The organism is Mesorhizobium sp. M0306 (genome assembly GCF_040321655.1).
Classification (GTDB): domain Bacteria; phylum Pseudomonadota; class Alphaproteobacteria; order Rhizobiales; family Rhizobiaceae; genus Mesorhizobium.
In genome coordinates, this window is sequence record NZ_JAMYRY010000006.1 from 178,561 (window position 1) to 203,467 (window position 24,907).

At 63.4% G+C, this 24,907-nt stretch carries 24 protein-coding genes and 1 pseudogene; 2 read left to right on the plus strand and 23 right to left on the minus strand.

The features are described from left to right. Window positions 1-12 precede the first annotated feature (12 nt). The 12 genes from NKI95_RS12265 to NKI95_RS12320 form a co-directional block, all read right to left on the minus strand. Entirely contained in the window at window positions 13-1,101 is a 1,089-nt protein-coding gene (locus NKI95_RS12265; protein WP_352717003.1) for a fatty acid desaturase family protein, read from the minus strand. A 91-nt stretch (window positions 1,102-1,192) separates the two neighbouring features. Continuing rightward, window positions 1,193-2,374, minus strand: coding sequence for an aldose 1-epimerase family protein (locus NKI95_RS12270; protein ID WP_352717004.1), 1,182 nt, complete (start codon window positions 2,372-2,374; stop codon window positions 1,193-1,195). 34 nt (window positions 2,375-2,408) lie between these two features. After that, a complete protein-coding gene (locus NKI95_RS12275; RefSeq protein ID WP_254820537.1) occupies window positions 2,409-3,191 on the minus strand; it encodes an ATP-binding cassette domain-containing protein in 783 nt (260 codons plus the stop codon). Continuing rightward, window positions 3,188-4,192, minus strand: a complete 1,005-nt coding sequence (locus tag NKI95_RS12280; RefSeq protein WP_352717005.1) for an ABC transporter permease — start codon at window positions 4,190-4,192, stop codon at window positions 3,188-3,190. The genes NKI95_RS12275 and NKI95_RS12280 overlap by 4 nt, the downstream gene beginning before the upstream one ends. A 61-nt stretch (window positions 4,193-4,253) precedes the next feature. Then, window positions 4,254-5,195, minus strand: coding sequence for a sugar ABC transporter substrate-binding protein (locus NKI95_RS12285; RefSeq protein ID WP_352717007.1), 942 nt, complete (start codon window positions 5,193-5,195; stop codon window positions 4,254-4,256). Between the two features lie 37 nt (window positions 5,196-5,232). Then, window positions 5,233-6,147 (minus strand): sugar phosphate isomerase/epimerase family protein, encoded by a 915-nt coding sequence (locus NKI95_RS12290; RefSeq protein WP_352717008.1) that lies wholly within the window; start codon window positions 6,145-6,147, stop codon window positions 5,233-5,235. A gap of 26 nt (window positions 6,148-6,173) precedes the next feature. Further along, the gene (locus NKI95_RS12295; protein WP_352717009.1) at window positions 6,174-7,262 is read right to left on the minus strand and encodes a Gfo/Idh/MocA family protein; all 1,089 of its coding nucleotides are present in this window, start codon (window positions 7,260-7,262) and stop codon (window positions 6,174-6,176) included. A gap of 35 nt (window positions 7,263-7,297) precedes the next feature. Next, a complete protein-coding gene (locus tag NKI95_RS12300) occupies window positions 7,298-8,359 on the minus strand; it encodes an ABC transporter ATP-binding protein (RefSeq protein ID WP_352717011.1) in 1,062 nt (353 codons plus the stop codon). 1 nt (window position 8,360) lies between these two features. Continuing rightward, window positions 8,361-9,452, minus strand: coding sequence for an ABC transporter ATP-binding protein (locus tag NKI95_RS12305; RefSeq protein ID WP_352717012.1), 1,092 nt, complete (start codon window positions 9,450-9,452; stop codon window positions 8,361-8,363). Continuing rightward, entirely contained in the window at window positions 9,449-10,408 is a 960-nt protein-coding gene (locus NKI95_RS12310; protein WP_352717013.1) for a carbohydrate ABC transporter permease, read from the minus strand. Before NKI95_RS12310 ends, NKI95_RS12305 begins: the two co-directional genes overlap by 4 nt. After that, on the minus strand, window positions 10,405-11,265 hold the full coding sequence (locus NKI95_RS12315) for a carbohydrate ABC transporter permease (protein ID WP_352717014.1): 861 nt from the start codon (window positions 11,263-11,265) through the stop codon (window positions 10,405-10,407). The genes NKI95_RS12310 and NKI95_RS12315 overlap by 4 nt, the downstream gene beginning before the upstream one ends. 79 nt (window positions 11,266-11,344) lie before the next feature. Next, complete coding sequence (locus tag NKI95_RS12320; protein WP_352717015.1) at window positions 11,345-12,958, minus strand: extracellular solute-binding protein; 1,614 nt, start codon at window positions 12,956-12,958, stop codon at window positions 11,345-11,347. Between the two features lie 372 nt (window positions 12,959-13,330). Between NKI95_RS12320 and NKI95_RS12325 the strand changes: the two genes are divergently transcribed. Continuing rightward, entirely contained in the window at window positions 13,331-14,362 is a 1,032-nt protein-coding gene (locus NKI95_RS12325; protein ID WP_352717017.1) for a LacI family DNA-binding transcriptional regulator, read from the plus strand. A 60-nt stretch (window positions 14,363-14,422) separates the two neighbouring features. On the opposite strand, the gene NKI95_RS12330 is transcribed toward NKI95_RS12325, so the two are convergent. The 6 genes and pseudogenes from NKI95_RS12330 to NKI95_RS12355 form a co-directional block, all read right to left on the minus strand. Next, entirely contained in the window at window positions 14,423-15,454 is a 1,032-nt protein-coding gene (locus tag NKI95_RS12330; protein ID WP_352717018.1) for an aliphatic sulfonate ABC transporter substrate-binding protein, read from the minus strand. 39 nt (window positions 15,455-15,493) lie between these two features. Further along, complete coding sequence (locus NKI95_RS12335; RefSeq protein ID WP_352717020.1) at window positions 15,494-16,402, minus strand: ABC transporter permease; 909 nt, start codon at window positions 16,400-16,402, stop codon at window positions 15,494-15,496. Between the two features lie 13 nt (window positions 16,403-16,415). Continuing rightward, a complete protein-coding gene (locus NKI95_RS12340; protein WP_352717021.1) occupies window positions 16,416-17,252 on the minus strand; it encodes an ABC transporter ATP-binding protein in 837 nt (278 codons plus the stop codon). Window positions 17,253-17,276: 24 nt separating this feature from the next. Further along, on the minus strand, window positions 17,277-17,600 hold the full coding sequence (locus NKI95_RS12345) for a 4Fe-4S binding protein (protein WP_352717023.1): 324 nt from the start codon (window positions 17,598-17,600) through the stop codon (window positions 17,277-17,279). Beyond that, a complete protein-coding gene (locus NKI95_RS12350; protein WP_352717024.1) occupies window positions 17,597-19,231 on the minus strand; it encodes an FAD-binding protein in 1,635 nt (544 codons plus the stop codon). Before NKI95_RS12350 ends, NKI95_RS12345 begins: the two co-directional genes overlap by 4 nt. 38 nt (window positions 19,232-19,269) lie before the next feature. Next, window positions 19,270-19,856: pseudogene (locus tag NKI95_RS12355) on the minus strand (thioredoxin family protein). 224 nt (window positions 19,857-20,080) lie between these two features. Between NKI95_RS12355 and NKI95_RS12360 the strand changes: the two are divergent. Further along, the gene (locus NKI95_RS12360; protein ID WP_352717026.1) at window positions 20,081-20,377 is read left to right on the plus strand and encodes an SIP domain-containing protein; all 297 of its coding nucleotides are present in this window, start codon (window positions 20,081-20,083) and stop codon (window positions 20,375-20,377) included. Here NKI95_RS12360 and NKI95_RS12365 read toward each other — a convergent pair. The 5 genes from NKI95_RS12365 to NKI95_RS12385 all read right to left on the minus strand — a co-directional run bounded on the left by NKI95_RS12365 (window position 20,374) and on the right by NKI95_RS12385 (window position 24,847). Then, window positions 20,374-20,796, minus strand: a complete 423-nt coding sequence (locus NKI95_RS12365) for an aconitase X swivel domain-containing protein (RefSeq protein ID WP_352717027.1) — start codon at window positions 20,794-20,796, stop codon at window positions 20,374-20,376. The genes NKI95_RS12360 and NKI95_RS12365 overlap by 4 nt on opposite strands. Continuing rightward, window positions 20,793-22,043, minus strand: coding sequence for an aconitase X (locus NKI95_RS12370; RefSeq protein WP_352717029.1), 1,251 nt, complete (start codon window positions 22,041-22,043; stop codon window positions 20,793-20,795). Before NKI95_RS12370 ends, NKI95_RS12365 begins: the two co-directional genes overlap by 4 nt. A 79-nt stretch (window positions 22,044-22,122) precedes the next feature. After that, window positions 22,123-23,190 carry an ABC transporter ATP-binding protein gene (locus NKI95_RS12375; RefSeq protein ID WP_352717030.1) on the minus strand — a complete coding sequence of 356 codons (1,068 nt, stop codon included), beginning with the start codon at window positions 23,188-23,190 and terminating at the stop codon, window positions 22,123-22,125. Further along, on the minus strand, window positions 23,190-23,978 hold the full coding sequence (locus NKI95_RS12380; RefSeq protein WP_292664211.1) for an ABC transporter permease: 789 nt from the start codon (window positions 23,976-23,978) through the stop codon (window positions 23,190-23,192). The genes NKI95_RS12375 and NKI95_RS12380 overlap by 1 nt, the downstream gene beginning before the upstream one ends. Further along, window positions 23,978-24,847, minus strand: coding sequence for an ABC transporter permease (locus tag NKI95_RS12385; RefSeq protein WP_352717032.1), 870 nt, complete (start codon window positions 24,845-24,847; stop codon window positions 23,978-23,980). The genes NKI95_RS12380 and NKI95_RS12385 overlap by 1 nt, the downstream gene beginning before the upstream one ends. Window positions 24,848-24,907 lie beyond the last annotated feature (60 nt).

The window sequence follows — 24,907 nt, forward strand, 5'->3', positions numbered from 1 at the left end:
CTGCTGCGGTGCCTACTCAGCCGCCGCCGACATGTTCACTTCGTGGAACTCGCCACGATAGGGCCTCGCCGTTGGTGGCAGTTCGCGCTTGAGGAAATAATCCTCGTATTTGAGCTGCCTGAGCAGGACCGGCCAGACCTCGCGATAGGCATGCCACATCGACGGATTCGGCTCCGGCAGATCGTGCTTGATCAGTTCATGCAGCCTGGGCAGCGCGTGATACGGCACCATCGGGAACATGTGGTGTTCGACGTGGTAGTTCATGTTCCAGTAGATGAACCGGCTGATCGGGTTCATGTACACGGTACGGGTGTTGAGCCGGTGGTCGACGACATTGTCGGCCAGGCCGATATGCTGCAGCAGGCCAGTCAGCACCATGTGCCAGGTGCCGTAGAGGCGCGGCACGCCGATGAGCACCACCGGTATCCACGACCGCATGAAAACGGCGAGCGCGATCGTCGCGATGTAGATGACGATATGCCAGCGCGCCGCGATGACGGCCTGGCGCTGTTCCATCTCGGGAACGTAGCTTTTCTCGTCGGGCGTCAGCTTGCCGAACGCCTGGCGTACCAGTGCCGGAAGCGAATAGCGGAAATCGAGGATGCCGGTGAAAGCCAGCGCGGCGCGCAACAGGTCCGGCGGTCGCATCACGGCGATCTCTGCGTCGCGGCCGACGATGATCGTGTCGGTGTGGTGGCGGGCATGGCTCCAGCGCCAGGTCACCGGGTTGCGCATCAGCATGAAGCTGGCGATCTGGTAGACGACATCGCTCATCCAGCGCGTGCGGAAGGCAGTGCCATGGCCGCATTCGTGCCAGCGCGAGTCGCTGGACGAGCCGTAGAGCACGCCGTAGACGAAGAAGAACGGCAAGCACCACCAGGTGCCCCAGAAATAGATGGCGCCGGCGGCGGAGCCGAGGATGGCGACGATCCAGATGATCGTGTCACGGATCGCCGGCGCGTCTGAGCGCTGCATCAACTCCTTGATCGCCTTGCGGGGGACATCCGTGTGGTACCACTCCGCCGAGGCCAGTCCCGTCTCGATCGCGATCCGCGTGCTTTCGCCGACCAGGCTGTAATCGCGCTTTACCGTGCCAGCCATTGTGACCTCCAATTCCTGATCGGCCGCGAGCCCTCCCCGCTCCGGCCGGAGCCAGCCTCCCAACTGGTGTCCCGTATCGTCCTCGCCCTTATCACGACCTGCCTCCAAGAACAGGAAAATGGCCCGACGGCCGCGGGTAGTCCTCTCGCGGTTGTCTGGCAATCGCCGCGATCCGGCTCTCGGCGGCGGCGATCTCGCCGGCGCCGTCGAGGACCCGGAACACTGCATCGTAGGGGCGGCTTTCGCCATGCTCCAGCCAGATCATCTCGCCGCGTTCGCGCGCCGCCAGATTGCCAAGCACATGATGCGTCGACGGCTCGATCCCAAGCGCGTACTGCCCGGCCTGGAAATTCTGCCATTGATAGGCGCAAGGCAATTGGCCCTTGCGCGTGACCACCTCGAAGCCGAGGCCGAGCTTGTCGTTGACCACCGCCACAGGGACTTCGCCGGTGTTGTCGGCGCCGAGTTCGTGCTGCCAGACCTGTTCCTTGAATCCCGGTTGCGGCGCCGGCACCGTGCGGTAGCCGACCTTCTGCGCTTCATAGCGCTCGCCGGCATGGCCTGCCCAGACGACTTCGCGGATCGGCGCCAGGTAGCGCGACCCTTCGTCGAGCACCGGATGACTGATATTGATGTGGTAGAAATACATATGCGGCGTCCGGTTGAAACCGTGATTGACGACACGGTCCGAAAGCCGGATCTCGTTGCCGCCGACATCGGCCTCGATCCGCCGCAGCAGGTGCAGATCCTCGCCGAAGACGGTCGATTGCTGGACGATGCCTTCGGCCCACAACACGCAGCGGTCGCCGTCCCAGGTCTCGCCGTAGCCGGTCAACCGCGCCGGGATGGTGCTGATGCGGCCATGCAGCGAATGGCGCACCGTCTTCTTCGGCGGGTAGTTGTAGGTGTCGGCGGGTACCTCGTTCATGAACAATATATGGTCGAGGCCGCAGGTCAGCAGAAGGCCGGAAAACGACCGCGCCCAGGCCAGCCCTTCCTCGCCTTCATATTCGTGCAGGCCGGGATGGCGAAAGCCGCTCGGCGAATGCCAGCCGATCGCCTGGCCCTTGAAGTCACAATCGGCGATATCGAGCGCCCGGTCGACGAGCGCGGTGAAGCGCAGGCCGGAGCCGGTGCGGAATTCGAGCATACGGATGCCGCGCTCGACGCCGTCGCCAAGCGTCATCAGCCGCACGCCGGCGAATTGCGACAGCATGCCCGAGCGTTCCGAGACCTGCCGGCGCGACAGCGTCTTGCCGTAAAGCTCTACCATGTGACGGCCAGTTCCTTCACTTTGCTCCCGTCCTTCACTTCGCTCTCGTCTCCTTGAGCAGGGCCGACATGTCGGCGCCTGTGATGATGCTTTCCACGGTCAGCAGATCGGTATCGGCGACCGTCTGCTCGGCGACGATCTCGCCGCGGCGCATGACGATGATGCGATCGGCGACCTGGAAGACGTGATGGATGTTGTGGGTGATCAAAAGTACCGAGTGACCGGCGTCGCGCACCTCCTTGACGAAGCGCAGCACGCCGTGTGTTTCCTCGACGCCGAGATTGTTGGTCGGCTCGTCGAGGATGATGACCTTGGCGGCGAACTGCATGGCGCGCGAAATCGCGATCGACTGGCGCTCGCCGCCCGACAGCGTGCTGACCAGCGCATCGGCGTCGAGTTTCTTCGAGATGCCGACGCGCTTCAATAGAGCCGAGGCAGCATCGCGCAATTGGGCGAGATCGAGCGGCGCGAACACACCCAGCCATTTGAGGTTGACCGGCTCGCGGCCGAGGAAAAGATTGCGCGCGATGCTGAGGTCCGGTGCCAGCGAGGTATCCTGGTGGATGGTCTCGATGCCGAGATCCATCGCATCGCGCGTCGAGCGGATGGAGACCTTCTGGCCGCGCACATAGATGTCGCCGCGATCGACGGGAAAGACCCCGGAGATCGCCTTGATCAATGTCGATTTGCCGGCGCCGTTGTCGCCGAGCAAGGCCACCACTTCGCCCTCGTTGAGCGTGAAGGAGGCGCTCTTCAGGGCGCGGACGCTGCCGAAGGATTTTTGCAGGTTCTGCAGCCGAAGCACTTCCATGATCAGCTCCTGGCGGCGTTCTTCTGCAGCAAAGCGTGCAGGATGAGCATGGCAAGTATGATGACGCCGACGAAGATGTTGTAAGCGAGCCCAGGCACGCCGATCAGCACGATGCCGTTGCGGATGCTGCGCAGCATCAGCGCGCCGACGATGGTGCCTAAAATGGTGCCTCGCCCACCGGTCAGCGCGGTGCCGCCGACCACCACCATGGCGATCACTTCGAGCTCGTAGCCGGTGCCGGCCACCGGCGAGGCGGCAGAGATGCGGAAGGCGCTGATCATGCCGGCGAGACCGGCCAGCGCCGAGGTCAGGATGAACAGCCAGATCTTGACCGCATCGGCCGGCACGCCACGCGCCACAGCAGCGTTACGGTTCGAGCCGATAGCGCTGATCCAGTTGCCGAGCTTGGCGTAGCGCAGCACATAGATCGCCAGCAGCGACAGGCCGATGAACCACCACAGCGAGGTATAGAAACGGAACGTTCCGATACTAAAGCTGCCGGCCAGCAGCATCACGAAGAAGCCCGGCTGGTCCCAGGATTTCAGCGGAAACCCTTGGGTGATGTAAAGCGCTGCCCCACGCACCACCAGCAGCATCGACAGCGTCACCAGGAAAGACGAGATGCCGATCTTGGTGACGATCAGCCCGTTGATCGCACCGATCGCTATGCAGAGCAGCAAGCCGGCCAGCAACGCCACGCCAATATCAACCCCGCCGTTCTGGACCAGCAGCATGACCACGACCGGCGCCAGCCCGAACACGGCGCCAACTGAAAGGTCGAACTCGCCCGCCGTCAGAAGCAGCGTCATGCCGAGCGCGATGATGCCGAGCTCGGGCAGAAACGCCATCATGTTGGAGATGTTGAGCGGCGACAGGAAGTTCGCGTCGGCGATCGCAAACACCGCCAGCAGGACGATCAGGATGACGAGCGACGAGAACTGCGGCGAGCGCATCAGGCTCGACCTGCGTTTGGCACGCGGCATTTCCTCTTCTGCGGCAATTGTCATGACAGCTTGGACCATATCTCAGGGTGACGCACGCCGCCTGCGCGGCGGGCGTCAATTTCAATCACTTGTTGTAGAGTTTCAGGATCGGTTCGACGCTCGAGGCGTCGTAGAGGCTGAACGTGTGGATGTCGTAGCCGATCGGTTCGCCAGCGGCGGCCAACCCGAGCAGCGCCACCGGCATGAAGCCCTGCGCCGACGGGAACTGCCAGGCAGCCGCGTTGACGAAACCGGCCTTGACGGACTCGGCCGTTTCCTTCGAATTGCCCCAGCCGACGACCGGAATCTTGCCGGCCGGCACGCCGGCGCCGTCGAACACCCGCTTGACGCTGGCCGCTACGGAATCGCCGAGCGCGATGATTGCCGGCGGGTTGTTGGCGACCATGTAGTCGGTCATCTTGGCGATGATGCCGGCCGGATCGGTGCCGCAATCGACCACGTCATATTTGATGCCGAGCGGATCGAAGACGCTGGCAATGCCTTCGGTCTCGAGCTGCTGGTAGCTGGCGCCCGGCACTTCGACCGGCAGGAACACCTTGTCGCCCTGCTTCACCATCTTGTGGTCGACCAGATATTTCGCCCAGATGACACCGGCTTCCTTGAGATCGGCGCCGACATAGGCTTGCCGGCCGGTTGCCGGATCGTCGGTATTGAAGAACACGATCGGGATGCCGGCCGCCTTCGCTGCCTTGACCTCCTCGGTCCACAGGCCGGGCTGCGCCGAGGTGGTGGCGATGCCGTCCGGCTTAGCGGCAAGGGCCGAATTGAAGGCCTCCTTCTGCGCCGCCATGTCGCCGCCGCTGAACGAGATCTTGCAGGTCACCTTGAGCTGGTCGCAGGCCTTGGTCGCGCCGGCATTCCAGTCGATCCAGAAGGCGTCCGACGGGCCGCCATGCGACAACAGGTAAAACGTCTTCTGAGCGTCCTGCGCCAGCGCCGGCGTACCCAGCGCCACACCGGCAAGAACCGTCGCCGCAGCCGCGATTTTCAACGCGAGTTTCAACATTTCTCTTCCTCCCTTGTTTCGTAACCGAGCCGCGCCATCACAGTCCGTTGGCGCGGAATTTTCCGTCGAGGAATTTCTTCGCGCGCGGCACGTCGTCTTCCGAAAGATGCTCGATGATGACCGGGATGTTCGGGTGCTTTTCGGCCAGCCGCTTGAGATAGAGGTCATAATTCAGCGAACCGAGGCCGGGCGCCGGCAGCTCGATCTCGCCGACGCCGCGGAAAGTGTGGCTCTCCAGCGCGTCCTCGTCGCCGATGTCTGCGTGCTTTTCCGACTTGTCGCCGCCGGAGCGCTTGACGTCCTTGGCGTGGGCTATCTTGATCTTGTCGGTCAGCGTGTCGAACACCTGGTTCAGGATCTGGTCCATCCTGTCGATGTTGTGGGTTTCGAAATAGTTGGTCGGGTCCATCAACAGGCCGAGGCCTGGGTGGTCGACCTGCGCGAACATCCTCACCGTCTCTTCGACCGAGCCGACGACATTGTTGACATAGGTTTCGAGGAGGAAGACCGCGCCATGGTCATAGGCGGTCTGGGCAAGGTCGGCGATGACCTTGCGGCATTCCTCAAAACCTTCCTCGGTCTTGTTCTTCGGATGATGCACCCAGTCGGACTCGGTGTTGTAGGTACCGGTTTCCGAGATCACGTAAGGGGCGCCGAAATGGCGTGCGTTGCGGATGATCTCCTTCAAATAGCCGACGCGCCTCTCGCGCTCGCCCATATCCGGATGGATGATGTTGGTGTAGCCCGACACGCAGCAGATCGGCAGATTCTCGTCGCGGAACGTATCGCGGACGGTCTTGGCCTTGTCCCTGGTGATCTGCCCGGCCGACAGATCTATGTCCTTGAAATGCAGGTCGAGCTGCACGGTGTTGAAATCGAGCGCACGGATCTTCTGCGCGGTTTCCTTGAGGCCATACGGGAAATAACCCGTGAAGATACCTGCCTGCATCATGGTGTGAAGTCCTCCCTGTAAGTGACTCAGTCAGTTGATATTTCGGAAAGCTTGACCGTCCGGCCCATGTCGATCGAGCGGTAGCCCGCTTCGACCAGCGCCATGGTCTTGACGTTGTCGGCGATCGAGAGCGCCGGCGGCTCGCCCGTCTTAACCGCGTGCTGGAGCTGCTCCATGACGCCGATGAAGGCATGCGGGAACCACATCGTGTCCCAGCTGGGCGTCACCCATTCACCACCGGTGGTCTCGGTCGAGGCATAGGTCAGCGTCGACGCAGCGCCTGTCGGCCAGCCGATGGTGCCCTTGGCGACGCCCTTGGTGCCGTCGACGCGCCAGTTGATGTGCTGGTCGTCCTTGTAGCCCTCCTGGCGCGGACCGGACCAGACATCCTCCAGCGATACGGCAAGCACGCCGGACGGGAACTTGATCGTCGACACGGTGATGCCGTCCGAATGGTCGAAGCGGGTGCGCGGGTCCTTGCGGGTCAGGGTGGTAATCTCCAGGGGATCGCCGAACAGGAAGCGCAGTACGTCGAGATGGTGGACGCTCATATTGGCGAGCGTCAGGCGGTCATAGTCCTCGAGGAAGCTCTGCCAGTGCGGGATCGCATGCATGTCGATCTGGGCGAAGACGATGTCGCCGAGCGCGCCGCTGTCGATGATCTGCTTCAAGACGCGCATCGACTGGTCGTAGCGCATGTTCTGGTTGACCGAGAGGATCTTGCCTGCCTTGGCCGCCTCGTCGCGCAGCTTGATTGCCTCGTCGAGGGACAGCGCCAATGGCTTCTGCGCCAGGATAGCCTTGATATGCTCCTGCTTGAGCGCATGACGGATCAGCGCCGGCTGCTGGTCCGGCGGAAAGGCAAGGTCGATGATCTCGACGTTTTTGTCCTCGATAAGCTGTTCCGGCGTATCGTGGACGGTCGGGATGTCCCAGCGTTTGGCGACCTTCTCGGCGCTGGCCTTGGTCCGCGAGGCAATCGCCACCACGGGGAAACCGGCTTCCTTGTAGGCGGCAAGGTGACATTCGGCCATGATCATGCCGGCGCCGACGCAGCCGATCCTGTATTCCCTGGTGCGGACTTCAACGTCCGGCTCGAAGCCGTTGCTTGCCATATGTTCCTCCCGAAGCTCGTTTCTTGCAGCCACCGTCATCTTGCCAGCGCTCCCCCGCTTTGCCCGAAATAATGCACCCTGCCCGGCTCGCAGGATATCGCCACCATCGCGTCCGGCCTGATGTCCGGCTGGCCGCGTAACAGCGCCCGCAGACGCGCCTGCCCAGCGGCGAGCGTCACTACGGTGTAGCCGCCGAGCGGCTCGACCTCGAACACTCGCGCCGGGCGGCCCGCGCCCCCCTCCGACCAAGCCTTGACCTTGATGTCTTCCGGCCTGAGTCCAATTTCGACGGCATCGGCCGGCGCCGCCTTATCCGCGATGCGGATCGTGCCTTCCGCCGCCTCCACGCCTTCAGCGCCGTGCACCGACTTCAATATATTCATCATCGGCGAGCCGAGCAGCCGCGCCACATAGGTGCTGGCCGGCCGGTCATAGATCTCGGCAGGCGCGCCGATCTGCCTGATCTTGCCGCTCTCCAGTATGGCCATGCGGTCGGCGACCGACATCGCCTCTTCCTGGTCGTGCGTGACATAGATCAGCGTCTTGCCGAGCTCGCGCTGGATGCGCTTGAGCTCGACGCGCGTCTCCTCGCGCAGCCGGGCGTCGAGCGCCGAGATCGGATCATCCATTAGATACGCGACAGGATCACGCACCAGCGCACGGGCGATTGCCACACGCTGCCGCTCGCCGCCGGAAAGCTGCGCCGGCGGTTTGTGCAGGATATGTCCGATATGCAGCTTAGCCGCGACCTCGGCGACGCGTTTTTCGATCTCGGCTTCTGTCACCTTCCGCTCGACCAGCGGAAAGCGGATATTGTCGCGCGCGCTCATATGCGGAAACAGCGCCAGGTTCTGGAACACCATGGCGACATTGCGCTCCGCCGGCGACACTGCGTTGACCGGCCTGCCGCCGATCAGGATCTCGCCTGTGTCCGGGGTTTCCAGCCCGAGCACCAGACGGAGTATCGTCGACTTGCCCGACAGCGGCGGGCCAAAGAAACAGAAGAATTCGTTGTCGTCGACCGTGAACGAGGCGTCGTCGACGGCCAGCGTGCCACCATAGTGTTTCGTCACATTGCGGAAAACGATATCAGCCATCTCAACCTGCTCTCAACGCAAGGCCGGAAGCGGCGTCGAAGACGCGCACCGCCTCCGCCGCAGGCGCGACGACAGCTGTCTGCCCGATCGCCAGCCCGACATCATTGTCGAACACCGCCTTCACCGCAGTCTCGCCGTCGCCAAGGTGGATGATGGTGCGCGCGCCGATCCGCTCGACGAAACTCACCGGCATGGACAGGCCACGGCCGCCTTCAGCCAGCGTCACCTGCTCCGGTCGAAAGCCATAAAACACTTCGCCGCGCATCCGGCGTGCGGCATCGGCGATCTCGACCGGTAGCGGCGGCGTCGCCCCGAGTGGGCCGAGATCGACGACCAGGCCACGGTCGCTTTCCGCCGGCCTGCCCCTGAGCAGGTTCATGCCCGGCGCGCCGATGAAGCGGGCGACGAAGACATTGGCCGGATTGTTGTAGACCTCGAGTGGCGTGCCGACCTGCTGCAGCACGCCGTGATCCATCACCGCGATGCGGTCGGCCATCGTCATGGCTTCGAGCTGGTCGTGGGTGACGTAGACCATGGTCTGCCGGAACTGCCGCTGCAACTGCTTCAGTTCGGTCCGCATCACTGCCCGGAAGGCGGCGTCGACATTGGAAAGCGGCTCGTCGAGCAGGAAGATCGCCGGCTCCATGATCGCCGAACGGCCGATCGCGACCCGCTGCAATATGTTGACCGACAGCCTGTCCGCCCTGCGGTCGAGCAGCGGCGTCAGTTGCAGCATCTCGGCAATGGCGCCGACACGGCGGTCGATCTCGGCCTTTGGTGCGCCGCGCATTTTCGGCCCGTAGGCGAGGTTCTGCCGCACGCTCATATGAGTGAAGATCGCATAGTTCTGGAAGACGAAGCCGACGCCGCGCCGCCCCATCGGCACGCCGGCCATGTCGCGCTCGCCAAACAGGATCTTGCCGCTGGTCGGCTCTTCCATGCCGGCGATCATGTTCATCGTCGTCGACTTGCCGCAGCCCGACGGTCCGAGCAGCGCCATGAACTCGCCGTCGGCGATGGCCAGATCCATCGTCTTCAGCGCGGTGAAGTCGCCGAATTTCTTGACCAGGTTCTGCAGGTGGATGGTGCTCATGCCGCCACCTCGCGTACCCGGGCCATACGTTTCATGGCAAACACCGCGGCGATGGACAGCACGATCAATATGGCCAGCGCGATTGCCGCCACATAGCCCCAGATCAGGTCCTGGGTAGTGAGCTTGTAGATGTAGACGGAGATGGTTTCGGTAGCGACGCCGGGACCGCCGCCGGTCATGATGTAAAGCGTGTCGAAGATCTTGAAGTTCTCGATCACCCTGATCGCCAGAGCGATGATGATGATCGTTTTCATCTTCGGCAGCACGATGGTGACGAAGCGCTGCCACGGGTTGGCGCCGAGCAGCCTCGCCGCCTTGATCTGGTCCTCGGGCACGCCGACCAGACCGGCAAGCAGGATCAGGAACATCAGCGGCGTCCACTGCCAGATGTCGGCGATCATGACGGCGATGAGAGCCAGCGTCGGGTCCGACAGCCAGGCAATGGTGACGGGAACGCCTGACATCGCCGACAGGATGTCGTTGACCGGGCCGCCCGACTGAAACAGCATGAAGAACATGTAGCCGGCCACCGCCGGCACCACCATCATCGGCATCAAGAGGATTGAGTAGAAGATCCGCTTGCCGGGAAACTCGTCGGCAAACAGCGTCGCGAGCGCCAAGCCGAGCAGGAACTCCGCCGGCACGCAGACGATCATGACGATGGTCGTGCGCTTCAGCGCACTCCAGAAGCGCGCGTCCGCGGCAAGGTCGGTGTAATTGGCGAAGCTATTCCACATCGACCAGGCATTCCACCAGCCGGTGCCCGACAGCGGCGACCAGTCGGTGAGGCTGATATAGAGCTGCATCAGGAGCGGGAAGACGGCGATGAACAGCACCAGGATCTGCGCCGGCAGGGTCAACCGGAAGCCGAGCCGTGCGCCCTCGTCCGGCAACACCGATGCCGCCTTGGAGGCTTGCATGTCGCCCTCCGAAATCGTGGCTGTCACCGCGCTCATTGCTTGAGCGCCCCGAAGGTCAGCCCGCGCACTAGATGGCGCTGGATGGCGATCCCCATGATCACCGGCGGCACCGCGGCGATCAGGCCGAGAGCTGCCTTGGCGCCATAGAGCTGTCCGGTCATCGAGGAGGACAGCGAGGCCATGTAGACGGGGACCGTCACCCATTCGCGCGTCGTCAGAAGCAGCGCAATCAGATAGTCTGACCAGTTGAGGATGAAGACGAACAGCGCGGCACTGGCCAGCGGCGCGCGCATCATCGGCAGCGTGATGCGGGTGAAGACGCGCCATCGCGAACAGCCCTCGACCAGCGCCGCCTCCTCGATCTCGCGCGGCATGTCGTCGAAGAAGGTCTTCATCAGCCAGAAGGCGAAAGGCAGCGTGACGATGCCGTAGATCAACGACAGCCCCCACCAGCTGTCAGTGAAGTTGAGAAAGGCCCACATGATCATCACCGGGGTCATGACCGCCATCGGCGGAAACAGGCGAAGCTGGATCAGCGCCAGCGGCAGGTTCTGGCCCGAGCCGAAGCGCGACAGCCCGTAGGCCGCCGCGGTGCCCGCCGACATGGCGATTGCCGTGCCAAATGTGGCCGACAGCAGCGACGACAGGATCGGCTTCAAAGCCGTGCGGTCGAGCGCGACGATCAGATTGTTGGTCGATCCACCGAAGACGAAGCGGAAATTGCTGAGTGTCGGGTTCTTCGGCCACCAAGTCAGGTCGGCGCCGGTCGCCGACCATTCGGCGATCGGCTTGAACGCCATAGACACCATCCACAGGATCGGCACCAGCGTGACCGCCATCGCCGCAAAGATTGCGGCATAGCGGAATATCTCGAAAGGAACTGAACGCTTCATCTTGCGGCTTCGCTGGAGTCTTTCGTTGCCGAGGGGAAGAGCGACCGCTCCTCCCCTCCTTGGTAGGATCCTGGAAGGATCAGGCGATTGGATCGAGGACGGTGGGCCAGGCCTCCTTGTTGGTCTTGATGGCTTCGAGAAGCTTCTCCTCGCCGGTACGGCGGGCAATCTTCTTCCACTCGGCCTCGGTGTCGGCCATCGCCTGCTCGGCCGTCTTGGCCTTGGTCAGCGCGGCGACGAGGTTCTCGTCTAGCGCGTTGTGGAAGGCGGTGGCGCCGGGATAGTTGATGGTGGGCACGGTGCGGGCGACCGTCTCGCGCACCACGTCCATGTGGTAGGCATGATAGGTCTGGCGAACCAGCGGATCCGAGAAATCCGATAGCCGGAACGGATCGAAGTAGCCGCCCGGATTGGCGGTCATCCAGGCGTAGATGCGGCTTGAACCCAGCCACTGTAGGAACAGGTAGCAGGCCTCCGGGTTCTTGGCTTGCGAGGAAACCGACGCCGACAAATTGAGCCACAGCACCGACCGGCTGACCAGCTTGCCATCGATCTCGCGGCCCGGTGGCAGCATCGAGCCGATCTTGCCGGTGACAGCTGAATCCTTGTTGCCGGCATTGTCGAGGAATTTCGGCAGATTGGAGAAGGCGCAGGTCATGGCCGCACCGCCCTTTGCGAAATTGCCGTACTGCTCCGGCCAGCCCCAGGAGATCGCATCCGGCGAATGATGCGAAAGCGAAGCAATGTACTCGTTGGTCGCCGCGATACCTTGCTCCGAATTGATCAGCGGCTTGCCGGTATCGTCGAACAGGAACTGATTGGGCGAAGCCATTGAGACATAACGCTGATACCAGTTGGTGTAGCCCCAACCCTGGTTGCGCAGATCGGTCGAGCCGAACAGGCCCTTGTCCGGGCGCTGGAAGAAGGCCGCGATCTCGTCATGCTGCTTCCAGGTCTTCGGCGCCGCCAGTTCATACCCGTATTTGTCGGAGAAGGCCTTCCTCTCGTTTGCGTCGCCGAACAGATCGGTACGGTAGACCCATGTCTGGAAGTCGCCATCCAGCGACACGCCATAGGTCGAGCCGCGATACTGGTTGAGCAGCGACACGCCCTTGGCACCATTGACGTAACCACGCTCGGGATCGTCCCATTCCGGCTTGTACTGCGCGACGAAGTCGTCGAGCTTGAGGATGCCGCCGGTTTCGGCGAGGTCGCCAAGACGGTTCCATTCGACCGCGTAGATGTCATACGCCCCACCCTTGGTGGAGATGTCCTGCATCGTTTTGGTGAATTCCTGGCCGTTGGGCACACCGACGATCTCAAGCGGAATGCCGGTTTCCTTCTCCCAGAGATCTTTGATCGACGGCGCGCCGGCCGGAAACGGCTGGGTCAGCTGGCCGATCGAGCCGTCGGACAGGCCAAGTACGATCTTGGCCGGCGCCTTGCCGGCGCCCTTCATCGCCTTGGCCGCCTCGATGGCGCGACCCTCGGGCGTGTCGGCGCCATATTGATAGCGCTCCGAGCCGTCGAAGCCCGTCGGGCCACCGATCATGCCGGGCGCCAGGGCATCGGCCGCATAGGCCCGGCTTGGGCGAATGAATTTCGGTGCAATACCTGCGGCGGCAACAAGGACCGCCGCCTTTCCACCGGATGCCAGCAAACGGCGCCGCGACACGCGGATCAAATTCGACATTGGAACTCCTCCCTCAGGGCCTTGTTCCTCCATGGCCCTTATGATGGATATTGACGGCACTATACGAAGGCTGTCAACATCATAAATAATCAAGACACCTCATAACATCTCATGGGAGGGGAAGGATGGCGTTTATCAAGGCTCTCACACTGAAGCCGGTGCTTGAATTTGAGGGAGCCCGGCTACCCACCTCCCCGCGTGGTCCGCTTCGGCATTTTGGTGTAGCGCGGCAGCTTGCGCATCGGCCAAGGCTGGTTACATCATTTCCCATCAGAATCGCGGCTGGCGATGAAGCCGCCGCTTCGACAACGGACCCATGAAATGCGTGATCTCGATGCGCCCCTGGCACATTTTGGAATGAGGTGATCGACAGTGCGGTCCACCCTGACAGACATAGCCCGGGAAGCCGGCGTTTCCGCCGCCACAGTCGACCGTGTGCTCAACAACCGCGCCGGGGTCAGGGCGCGCACCCGCGAGGTCGTGCTCGAAACGGCGCAACGGCTTGGCTATATCGCTGAAAATTCGAACAATCCGAACCAGCGCAACGCGGTATCTGGTGAGGTCATACGGCTCGATTTCGCCCTGCCCGCCGGCACCAATTCCTTTATCAAGATGCTGCACCGCCAGATCGAGGCGCAGGCGCAATCGCGGCCTGACCTCGACGTCCGCGTCGCCACCATCGAAGGCTTCAATCCGGATCGGCTCGCCCGTCTGCTGCAGGAACTGCACGGGCAGACGCAAGGCGTCGGTGTGATCGCGCTCGACCATCCGACGGTCCGCGAGGCGATCCGCTCGCTTTCTGCCAGCGGCGTCAAGGTCGTCACCATCGCTTCCGACATCCTGCATGTGCCGAGGGTCGCCTATATCGGCATCGACAACCGCGCCGCCGGCCGGCTCGCCGGCTACCTTCTCAACCGCTTCATGGGCGCAGGGCGTCCAGGCAAGGTCGCGCTGTTCGCCGGTTCGCTCTCCTATCGCGGCCACGAAGAGCGCGAGATGGGCTTCCGCCACATACTGACGGAAGAATCGACCAATCTGCAGATCGTCGAGATGCGCGAAATGCTCGACGACCGGGAGAAGGCCTATTCGGAGGCCTCCGCCCTGCTGGACCGGCACCCGGACCTGGCCGCCATCTACAATGTGGGCGCCGGCAATACCGGCATCGCCCGCGCACTCAAGGAGCGCGGGCGCGCACTGTCGACGGTGTTTCTCGGCCATGAGGTGACGGAAGGCACCAAGGAGCTTCTGCTCGACGGCACGCTCGACGCGGTCATCGACCAGAACCCGCGCGTCGAGGCCCGCGAGGCGCTCAACACCTTGACCCATGCGGTCAGGGGGTTGTCCTACGAACTGCACCAGCCGCGGCTGCAGGTGATCTTCAGGGAAAGCATCCCGGAGATCTGAACGGACCCTGGGGGACGGGAGGACCGCGCCGGACTGGCGCTGCCCTCAATATTGCCGTGCCTATTGGACAGCAGCGACTTCGGTATAGGCGGCATCGACAAAGCTCTTGTCGACCCATTTGCCATAGTCGATTGAGCCCTTCAAAAGCCCGGCGCCGGCCATGAACTTCTCCTCGCCCTTGAGTGCCGCGATCGCGTCGTCGGTGAGTTTCGGATCCTGGTAGAACAGGCCCTGGCTGTAAGTCTTGCGGACGGATTTCTCCGACGACTTGGTTGCCTTGACGAAGGTCTTGATCGTCTCATCGGGGTGGGCGTCGGCCCAGCGCGAAATCTCGATATCGACCTTCAGCAGCCGCCTGACCAGGTCAGGATATTTCGCCGCGAAAGCGCCGTTGACCGAGATGACATTCGGCACGTTCCATTCCGGATGGGCGCCGGTGTCATAGAGCACGCGGGCCTCGCCGGTGTCGACCAGCTTGGCCGCCGTCGAGTCGGTCTCGACGATGGCATCGATGTCACCGCGCGCCAGCGCCGGGCCCGACGCTTCGAAGGGCAGGTTCAGCCCTTCGACATCGGCCGTCGTCAGGCCGACGCTGTTCAGCGCCTTGCTGAAATTCGAATGCCGCACCGTGCCGGTGAGATAGGCGACCTTCTTGCCCCTGAGATCCTGCAATGTCTTTAGTGGCGAGTCGGCCTTGACGATGATGGAGGAGCCGCCAGCCTTTACATAGCTCGACAGGCCAATCAGCTTGACGTCGGCCCCAGAGGCCGCGACGCGCAGGGCTGGATTATTGCCGGTATAGGTGACCTCGATCGCCCCGGTCGCCAGCGCTGTGGTCGCCTCGGAACCGCCATTGAAGGTCACCAATTCGACCTTGATGCCGTCCTTGGCGAATTCCTTCTCCCACCAGCCGTCCTGCTGGGCGAGGATGAATTTGAGGTGCCCCGGCGCTGTGCTGCCGATGCGGATGACATCGGGCTTGTCTTGCGCGAAGCCACGGGCGACGAAGACAATGGTGACGAGACCGGCGGCCGCGACAAGAACGCTCTTGAGCAGCAAGCGGCGAAAGGCACTGAAAAAGATCTTGGACACCTGGAATTCCTTTCCAATTGGCGTGGATTGGTTGCCTGTTTAGATCGGCGAAGCTTCCGACTGGCCCTTCCAGGCAGTTGCCCAGCGCTCGAACCAGACGAGCAGGTAGTTGACGGCAAGGCCGATGACGGTGAGGGTCAGGATGCCGGCATACATATCGGCCGTTTCCATCATCAGTTGCGAGTTTTGGATGAGGAAGCCGAGGCCGGATTTGGCGGCCAGCATCTCGGCGCCGATCACCGCGAACAACGAGGATTTCACGCCGAGCCGCGCGCCGGCGACGATCGAGGGAATACTGGCCGGCAGGATGATTTTCCGGAACAGGTCGAAGTCGGACGTGCCCATCGAGCGCGCCGCCTTGATCAGCAGTGGATCGACCGACTTGACGCCGCTGATCGTGTTGACGAGGAGGAAAAACACCGAGGAGTAGAAGGTGATCGCCACCTTCGATTCCTCGCCGATGCCGAGCAGAAGGATGAACACCGGCAGCAGCGCGAACTGCGAGGTGTTGCGCAGTGTCTGCACCAAAAGGTCGGAGACCTTCTCGAACAGCGAATAGCGCCCCATCAGCAGGCCGAGCGGGATGGCCACGACCACGCCAAGCGCGAAGCCTATGGCCGCGCGCTGCAGGCTGATGCCGATATGCTCGACCAGCACGCCCGAGGCGAGCATATCCCACCACGCGACCAGCACCTCACTCAGCGGCGGGAAGAAGATGCGGTTCAGCCAGCCGAGCCGCGGCGCGATTTCCCAGGCGAGGAAGAATAGACCGAGCAGCGGCAGGCCATAGATTGAGGTGCCGAAGCTTGCTCCTCGCCTGCGCCTGACGGCGGGCGTAGCGCTGCGGGCCTTGATTGACGGAACCCTGGCGGCGGCCACCGCCTCACCGGCTCCAGCAAACGGATGAAAGCCGCCGGCGGGGCCGAACTTTTCGGTCAGATAGGCCATGCCAAAAACTCCCTCAGTGGCTGAACGCCGGCGACAGCGTCCAATCCTTCTGCGCCTTGTTGACTTCGTCGCGCAGCACGTCCCAGACACGGGCGCGGTGATTGTTGAAGGCAGCACTGGCGCGGATGTCGCCGTCGCGCGGCCGCGGCAGGTCGATGTCGATGATCTCCTTCACCGTGCCCGGACGCGCGGTCATCACCACTACCCGGTCGGCCAGGAAAATCGCCTCGTCTATCGAATGAGTGACGAAGATCACCGTCGTCTTGATCTTACCCCAGATCCTGAGCAGTTCGCCTTGCAGGATTTCGCGGGTCTGCTGGTCGAGGGCGGCGAACGGCTCGTCCATCAGCAGCACTTCGGGATTGCTGGCCAGCGCCCGGGCGATCGCCACGCGCTGCTGCATGCCGCCTGAAAGCTGGTTGGGAAACCGATCCTCGAAGCCCGCGAGGCCGAACAGCGCCAACAGATGGCGGGCCGTGGCGGTGCGCTCGGCTTTGGCGACGCCACGCACTTCCAGCGCATATTCGATGTTGGCCAGCGCCGTGCGCCAGGGAAACAGCGCATATTGCTGGAACACGTAGCCGGTCTTGGGGTCGGGTCGGGTAATCCGCCTGCCGTCGAGCTGGACGCCGCCGCTGGTCGCCTGCGTCAGCCCGCCGATAATATCGAGCAGCACCGACTTGCCCGAGCCGCTCGGCCCGACCAGAGTGATGAACTCGCCCGTGCGGATGGCGAGATCGACGCCGTCTAGCACGGTAACGCGGTCGGTCGCCTCGCCGTCGACGGTGACGAATTGTCCCGGCTTGAGCTGAAAAGTCTTCTTGATCTCGCTGACGACGATGCGGTCCATGTCTCTACTCCGGTCGTCTCTCTGTCACTGCGCCACGCGGATGCGGTGCGTCGGGTCGAACTCGGAGCCGCCGGCCTTGCCGCGCTGCCAGCCGAGCGCGCGGGCATAGCTGCCGAACAGATGGCGCGCTTCGACCTCCATCTCGCTGATGCCGATCGGCCCTTCGGCGAACTCGGCCACATAGAGCGCATCGGTCGGGCAGTAGATTTCGCAGAGAAAGCAGGTCTGGCAGTCTTCCTGCCGCGCGATCACCGGCACGCCTTCCGTCGCGTCGAAGACATTGGCCGGGCACACCTTGACGCAGATGTCGCATTCGACGCAGCGCGTGGCCGAGACGATCTCGATCATGACGCCAGCTCCGCCAGCCGATCGGGTGCTCCGGCGATGCGGAAATCATCGACGCCGGTGATCACCAGCCGGTGCGCAAAGGCCGGGTTCTTGCTCGGAAGATCGGTGCGGCGATGCATGCCGCGGCTCTCGCTGCGATGAAGCGCGGCAGTGACCGACCAGCGCCCGGCAGCAGCGATAGACGCCGCCTCGCGGGTGCGTATCCGCTCCAACCCCTCGCCTTGCAGATGGTCGCGCACGTCGCGCCAAACGCTCTGCAGCCGCTCGCCGCTTTTTTCGAGACCAGCACTGCTGCGGAAGAAATTCTTGTCCAACGGCACGACTTCCGCGCGCACCGTCTCGATGATCTCGTTGGTGTCGATATCGGCACGCGGCGAAGCCGCCGGGCGCAGGCCGGCGTGGCCGAGCGCCTGGACCTCGCTGCGGAACGCCTTGCCGGCGCGCCGCCTGGCATGGGTCGAAGCGCCTTTGCCGGCCCACCAGCCGCTGGCCAGAGCCCAGGACGAATTGACGGCGCCGCCGCCCGAAACCGCGCCGGTCATGATCTCGCGGCTGGCGGCGTCGCCGGCGGCGTAAAGACCAGGCACGCCGGTGGCGCAGTCGTCGGACACGATGTCTATGCCGCCAGTACCACGCACAGTGCCTTCGGCGCGCAGTGTGACGCGGAACAAATCGTTGAAGGGGTCGATACCGGCGCGGTCATAGGGCATGAAGCAGTTCGGCTGGCCTTGGCGCAGCCAGCCTTGCAGCGCGAGCTCGGCCTGGTCGAGCCGCGCATAGACAGGCCCCTCGATCAGAGCACGCGCCACTTCCTCCTCGCGGTCGCCGATGCCGTTGCGCAGCGGCTCGCCGGTCGGGCCGAGGATCGGCGAACCGTCCTCGCGGTGGAACGACGCCCAGCGGAACGGCAGGCCCTTGTTCAGCGACGAGCCATGCGGTGCCAGCGTGTACTTGCCGGTGAACTCCATGCCCGACAGGCTGGCGCCGGCTTCCGCCGCCATCAGATAGCCGTCACCGGTCAGCCCGGTCGAGCCGAGGATGCGTTCGCGGAAAGCGCAGCCGCCGGTCGCCAGCACCACCGCCTTGGCATCGACGCGCCAGTCGCGCTCGACCTGTCGGCCGACGCCGGCAGCACCGACGACCGCATCGCCGTCCGACAGAAGTTCGAGCGCCGGATGATGGTCGAGCACGGTGATGCCGGCCAGCAGCACCCTGCGGCGCATGAAGCGCATATAGTCCGGTCCACGCAGATTGGCGATGTAGAGCCGTCCGTCATCCTCGGTCGGAAACGGATAGCCCCATTCGGAAAGTTGCAGCAGGTTGCGGTAGGCGGTGTCGACGCAGCGCAGCATCCAGCGCTGGTCGGCGAGTTCGCCGGTACGCTGCCAGCGGCGCTCGACCACCGCATGCCTGTTGTCGCCCGGCGGCACGCACCAGGTGCCGGTATTCGACGGTGCGGTAGCGCCGCTGGTGCCGAGATAACCCTTGTCGGCCAGCACCACGCTCGCGCCGTTTTCAGCCGCCGCGACGGCCGCCCAGGCGGCTGACGGACCACCTCCCAGCACCAGCACATCGGCATTGAGGTGCAGCGTTTCGGGCGCGGCGCGGACGGCTGTGACAATCTTCGGCATGAGCACTCGCGGAAAGGGGAATTAGCAGCTGCGACGAGTCAGGCCGCCTTGGAGAACCACACCGGCTCATTGCCGGCGCTCCACTTGATATTGCAGCCGATCGACGGCACCTGCTCGGCGGCCGGCGCCTCGCCCTTCAGCACCGTGTCGACCGCGGCGCGCAGATCCACCCCCGTCACCGGCCTGCCGTTGCCCGGCCGGGCATCGTCGAACTGGCCGTGATAGGCCAGCCGCCGATCGGCGCCGAACAGGAAGAAATCGGGCGTGCAAGCCGCGCCATAGGCTTTCGCCGTCTGCTGCGAAGCGTCCTTGAGATAGGGGAAGGTATAGCCGAATTCTTCGGCCTGCTCGCCGATGCGGGCCAGCGTCTCCTCGGGATGTGCTTCATGGTTGTTGGCGTTGATCGCCACCACCCGCGGGCCCTGTCGGCATAGTCCCTGGCGAAGTCGGCGAACGCCCCGCGGATCAGCACCACGAACCGGCAACGGTTGGAGATGAAGGCGACCAGCAACGCCGGCTTGGCATCGAGATCGGCAAGCTTGTGCAACACGCCTTGCGCGTCGGGCAACAGGAAATCGGCGGCCTTGGTTCCGAGGTCGATCGGGTTGGATTCGGTTTTCGGCATCGACGCGCTCCCTTTGTGCCTTGGTTCTCTCGCAGTCCAGCCGCAAACATCAACGCGTTTGCAGTTAGTCTATGAATTTAGTAGAATTATAGGCTGAAGACGCCGTTCGCGGTCAAGCTGGCGGGATAGAATATCGTGCCAATGTTTGTGCCGGTCCGGCAACTTTGTTTGGCCGGAAAGCGCCTCTGAGAAAAGAGCGCGCCGGCCGGGTAAGGGCAATCGGCGTGGCCTTCGTCGAGATCGCCGACGATGGCGAACGGCAGGTCATCGACAACGCGACCGGTATTGAGCTGCACTGGCTGCCGAGAAATGGCATGCAGGCCGGCATCGACGACAGGCTGGCGCGCGCCATCCAGTCGGTCGCATGGCCGACCGGTTCGGCATTCGGCTGGTTCGCGGCCGAAGCAGCCGCCGCCAGGACGGTGCGCGAACACTGGCGCGGTACACTGGCGCTCGGCCGCAACGAGACACTGGCGGCAGCCGATTGGCGGCGGGGCGCGGCGGGACTGATGGCCGGCTAGAGCTTGCTCACCATCGCTTGCGCATCTTCGCCCAGACCGATTGCAATCCGGTCGCCGGAGACAATGCCTGACATGCCGCAGACGACCAGCGGCATGCTGATTTCGTAGAGGAATTCGGCAACGATGGCGCCGACGGCAAGGATCGGGTCCGGCCGCGCCAGGATAATGCCGGCCGGCGCCGTGCCTCTGCGGATCGCTTCGGCCAGAACCGAAGACGAGGACGACGACCCTCGCCCGCTCGGCATTATCAGGATCTTGCCAGCGATATTGCCGCCCAGGTCCGGATGCGAATGGTCGATGATGTCGCCCGTTTCGACGTCGATCCCGCCCCAGAAGCTGAGCGCCTGCGAAAGCACCAGCGCCGGGCCTTGTGCCGAGCCGGAAAGGTGGAATGTACCGGTTCTGGCCGGCGCCTTCATGGCGCGGCTCGCACGACGCGGCCGGCCGCAGCCGAGCGGACGCAGTCCTCCATGTCACCGAAGGCCACCGACACACCGATAATGCCAGGTGCGTAATGCGCCCATTTGCCCGAATTGGTCATCACCACGCCGTCGAGACGCTCGAGGATCGACGTGACATAGGTGCAAGTGTCGGTGACCGGAACGAGGCCGAAGGCTTCCATGCCGGCCAGTGCGCCTTCGTCCTGCAGCCGCGTCAGCGTCGCGCGCCCTGTGTTGACATAGATTGGGACGCCCTTGCCTGGACCGACTTCGCGCAGCAGCGGCAACAGGCGCATCCACTCGTCATAGGAGAAATGCGGCGTGCCTAACGACACGGCCGCCAAAGGCGCACCGTCAGCTACGCTCGACAACCTAGCCAGCGCATCGTCGAGGTCGGCACGCGTGATGCGGATTGTTTCCTCTGGCCCCATGCCATGAAACGCCTCTTCAAGCGTGTTCGCTTCCGGCGTGATACCAACCGCATGGAACAGCGCAACGGCCCCGGTCGTCGCGGCGGCGGCGCCTAGCGCTTTCAGCTGATCCTCATCGCGCGGTCTTGGCAGGCCCGAGATCACGGGGATGCGATCGCTGCTTGCTTGCCCGATGATAAGCCCGACGGCAACGAACAGGCTGTCGCTCGGTTCTGGGTCAGAACCGACCAGCTCGAACAGAACCTGGCCGCGCCGGTTTTCGCTCAAGTGCAGCCCCCAAGCCGGCGCGCGCCCGGTGATGGCGCAGCACAAATCGATGAAATCGCCATAGCGGTTGGTCCGCGCTCCGATCACCGAATTGGCAAAGACGATGGCGTTGGACTCACCCCAGGCGATCTGCTCGCCGAACCCTGGCCGGAACCGAGTCTGATAGGGTGCGCAGGTGAAGGTCGCCTGGCAGCCGAGTTCCAGATGCGCCTTCATTAGACGGCGCGCCGGTACTTCTTCGGCGGCCGGCATCTTCACCAATCCGGGATGGATCAGATCGAACGAGCCGACATTGAGCGTCGTCGGCACCCGAACGCGACCGCCGCCCTCGATCAGCCTTTCGACGAAATCGAGGCTGGCCTGGCCGTGATAGAGGCAGCCGTCGATATGGGCACCGGCAATATCCAACAATTTGTGCGCGCCGACCGCTTTCGAAAAGGCAACCAGGATCTTCATCGCAGCGGCCACGGCCGGACCCTGCTCGCCCTGCAGCATCGACTGGTCGCCCGCATTCAATTCAAGCGACATCGAGTATTCCGCTCACAATTTGCCCGACCATGCTTTCCCCGATTGCGGACCGCCTGGCAAGACTGAAGGATTGGATCTGCTAGCTCGCGTCGATCAGCACCGTACTCTCCGACGACCAGCGCAGCACCACCTGTTGTCCTTCCGCCAGCTTTTCGATGCCGGTGTTCTGCACGATGACCTTGATTGTCTGGCCATCGCGATCGACAAAATACGTGCTGTTGTTGCCGGCGAAGATACGCTTGGAGACCCGCCCCGTGAGCATGTTGGCATGGGCTCGGTCCGGAACGCCGGCATTGGTGGCGATGCGGATCCGTTCGGGCCGCACGGCGCAGCTCGCCTTCATGCCGGCGACAAGCGTAGCCCCCGCGCCTGCGGCAATCCCCGTTCCGTCAGGCAGCCGGATGCCCGTACCAGTGGCGTTGCCGCGAAGGATGTTGGCGTCGCCCAGGAAGGTGGCGGCAAACTCACTCTTCGGCCGATCGTAGATCTCCTCGGGCGGGCCTTCCTGCACCAGCTTGCCGTCGCGCAGAATGCCGATACGGTCGCTCATCGTCAGCGCTTCTTCCTGGTCGTGGGTGACGAAGATGGTGGTGATGCCGATCTCGCGCTGGATGCGCTTGAGCTCGATCTGCATGTCGACGCGCAGCGCCTTATCCAGCGCGCCGAGTGGCTCGTCGAGCAACAGCACGCGCGGCCGGATGACGATCGCGCGAGCGAGCGCCACCCGTTGGCGCTGGCCGCCGGACAGCTGGTGCGGCCGGCGGCCGCCGAGCCTGCTGAGCTGCACCAGGTCGAGTGCGCGCTGCACCTCGCTGGCAATCACCGCCTTGGGCTCGCCGCGCACTGACAAGCCGAAGGCGACATTGTCGGAGACGCTCATATTGGGAAACAGCGCGTAGTTCTGGAACACCATGCCGATGCGCCGCTTCTCCACCGGTACCCGCTCAACACTTTCGCCGCCTATGGAGATGCGACCAGAGTCGGGAAAGTCGAAGCCGGCGATCTGGCGCAGCAGCGTGGTCTTGCCGCTGCCGGAGGGACCGAGCAGGGCGTAGAAGCCGCCGTCGGGGAAATCGATCGAGACATCGTCCAGCGCCTTGTGCGCGCCAAAACTGCGCGACACATTCGATACCTGCACGCCCGCCATTATTTCTCTCCGCCGAATTTGAAGAAGCGCGCCGTCAGCAGCATCAGCGCCATCGACACGACAATGATGATCGTCGAGACCGCATTGATCTCGGGCGTGAAACCCTTGCGGATCGCGGCGTAGATTTCGACCGGCAGCGTCGTTTGGCCAGGCGTCGACAGAAAGTAGGAGACGACGAACTGGTCGAAGGACACGGCGAAGGCGAACAGCCCGCCGGCAATGACGCCCGGCATGATCCAGGGCAGCGTGACGCGGTTCGTCACCTGCCATTGATTGGCGCCGAGCGAGCGCGCCGCTTCTTCCAACTCGGGCGCGAAGGTCTGCAGTCGCGCCGACACCACGACGATGACATAGGGCAGCGCAAGCGCGACATGGCCGAGCAGGATGGCGAACAGGCCGCGCCCAATGCCGACGCCGAAGAAGAAGATCAACATCGCCGTGCCGGTGATCAGCCACGGAATGGCGATTGGCGGAAACAGCAGCACCTGCAGGAATTTCTTGCCGCGAAACTCATAGCGGTAGAGCGCCAGTGACGCCGCCGAACCAAGCAAGACGCAGATGATGGTGGTGATGACTGCGATTTCGACGCTGTTCCAGGTGGCTGAGATAAGCTGGTCGTTCTGCCACAACGAGGCGTACCATTCCGTCGTCCATTCGAACGGCAGCTGGTAGAAGGGCGAAACGTTGAAAGACATCAGCGCCATGATGATGATGGGCACATAGAGGAAGGCGAGCAACAGCCAGACGTACAGGCGGCCGAGCCATTCGAGGACACGTGTTGTCGCCATCACGTAGCCCTACGCAGCACCGGCGAGGCAACCGCCAGGATGACGAGCACGACGGCCAACAGGATGAAGGAGAGCGCAGCACCCAGCGGCCAGTTGAACACGGCGACGAACTGGTCCTCGATGACAGTGCCGTAAAAGGTGCCGGTACGGCCGCCGAGGATTCGCGGTTCCATGAACGAGCCAACGACCGGCACGAAGATGAGTGCTGCGCCCGCCACTAGGCCCGGCATCGACAGGGGAATGATGACCCACTTCAGCACCTGCAGCCTCGAGGCGCCGAGCGAGCGCCCGGCCTCGATCAGCGAGTCATCGATGGCCTGCAGGGTCAGATAGCAGGTCAGTACCATGTAAGGCACGTAGGAGTGCACCAGCCCGATGATGACGGCCGGATAGGAATACATGAGATCAATGTTGATCTTGAACGGCAGCACGGCGTTGAGCGCGGTGTCGAGAATGCCCCCTTCACGCAGCACCATCGCCCAGGAGAAGATGCGCACCAGCCCGTTCGACCAGAACGGCAGGATGACAAGCAGGAAAATCGCCTCGCGGCTTCGCCCTTTCAGCACCTTGGCCAGCACATAAGCGGCGGGATAACCGATGAAGATGCACCACAGCGTCACCTCGAGGCCGAGGCGCAGCGAGGCCACAAGCAATGTCAGGTAAAGGCTTTGTGAAAAGAAGGCGGCATAGTTTTCGAGCGTGAATGCCCACGGCTTTCCCGACAGCGGCAGGTCGGTCATGAAGGAGAAGAACACCATGGCTGAGAGCGGCAGGAAAATTGCAACCGTCAGCCAGAGATAGGCAGGCGCCAGCAGCGGCAGGGCCGAGCTCAGCTCGCTGCGCGACGCGGCTGCAACCTGTACTGCCATCACAATCTCCTCCCAGGACGGGAAGGATCAGCCGACACGATGGTCGGCTGATCGCGGCTT

Coding starts and splice junctions, on each gene's coding strand:
- NKI95_RS12385 (WP_352717032.1), bottom strand. CDS start 24,847: ATGGCAGTACAGGTTGCAGCCGCGTCGCGCAGCGAGCTGAGCTCGGCC.
- NKI95_RS12295 (WP_352717009.1), bottom strand. CDS start 7,262: ATGGCAAGCAACGGCTTCGAGCCGGACGTTGAAGTCCGCACCAGGGAA.
- NKI95_RS12335 (WP_352717020.1), bottom strand. CDS start 16,402: ATGGCCTATCTGACCGAAAAGTTCGGCCCCGCCGGCGGCTTTCATCCG.
- NKI95_RS12320 (WP_352717015.1), bottom strand. CDS start 12,958: ATGTCGAATTTGATCCGCGTGTCGCGGCGCCGTTTGCTGGCATCCGGT.
- NKI95_RS12350 (WP_352717024.1), bottom strand. CDS start 19,231: ATGCCGAAGATTGTCACAGCCGTCCGCGCCGCGCCCGAAACGCTGCAC.
- NKI95_RS12305 (WP_352717012.1), bottom strand. CDS start 9,452: ATGAGCACCATCCACCTGCAGAACCTGGTCAAGAAATTCGGCGACTTC.
- NKI95_RS12380 (WP_292664211.1), bottom strand. CDS start 23,978: ATGGCGACAACACGTGTCCTCGAATGGCTCGGCCGCCTGTACGTCTGG.
- NKI95_RS12315 (WP_352717014.1), bottom strand. CDS start 11,265: ATGAAGCGTTCAGTTCCTTTCGAGATATTCCGCTATGCCGCAATCTTT.
- NKI95_RS12365 (WP_352717027.1), bottom strand. CDS start 20,796: ATGAAGGCGCCGGCCAGAACCGGTACATTCCACCTTTCCGGCTCGGCA.
- NKI95_RS12270 (WP_352717004.1), bottom strand. CDS start 2,374: ATGGTAGAGCTTTACGGCAAGACGCTGTCGCGCCGGCAGGTCTCGGAA.
- NKI95_RS12345 (WP_352717023.1), bottom strand. CDS start 17,600: ATGATCGAGATCGTCTCGGCCACGCGCTGCGTCGAATGCGACATCTGC.
- NKI95_RS12370 (WP_352717029.1), bottom strand. CDS start 22,043: ATGTCGCTTGAATTGAATGCGGGCGACCAGTCGATGCTGCAGGGCGAG.
- NKI95_RS12280 (WP_352717005.1), bottom strand. CDS start 4,192: ATGACAATTGCCGCAGAAGAGGAAATGCCGCGTGCCAAACGCAGGTCG.
- NKI95_RS12310 (WP_352717013.1), bottom strand. CDS start 10,408: ATGAGCGCGGTGACAGCCACGATTTCGGAGGGCGACATGCAAGCCTCC.
- NKI95_RS12340 (WP_352717021.1), bottom strand. CDS start 17,252: ATGGACCGCATCGTCGTCAGCGAGATCAAGAAGACTTTTCAGCTCAAG.
- NKI95_RS12375 (WP_352717030.1), bottom strand. CDS start 23,190: ATGGCGGGCGTGCAGGTATCGAATGTGTCGCGCAGTTTTGGCGCGCAC.
- NKI95_RS12290 (WP_352717008.1), bottom strand. CDS start 6,147: ATGATGCAGGCAGGTATCTTCACGGGTTATTTCCCGTATGGCCTCAAG.
- NKI95_RS12300 (WP_352717011.1), bottom strand. CDS start 8,359: ATGGCTGATATCGTTTTCCGCAATGTGACGAAACACTATGGTGGCACG.
- NKI95_RS12285 (WP_352717007.1), bottom strand. CDS start 5,195: ATGTTGAAACTCGCGTTGAAAATCGCGGCTGCGGCGACGGTTCTTGCC.
- NKI95_RS12265 (WP_352717003.1), bottom strand. CDS start 1,101: ATGGCTGGCACGGTAAAGCGCGATTACAGCCTGGTCGGCGAAAGCACG.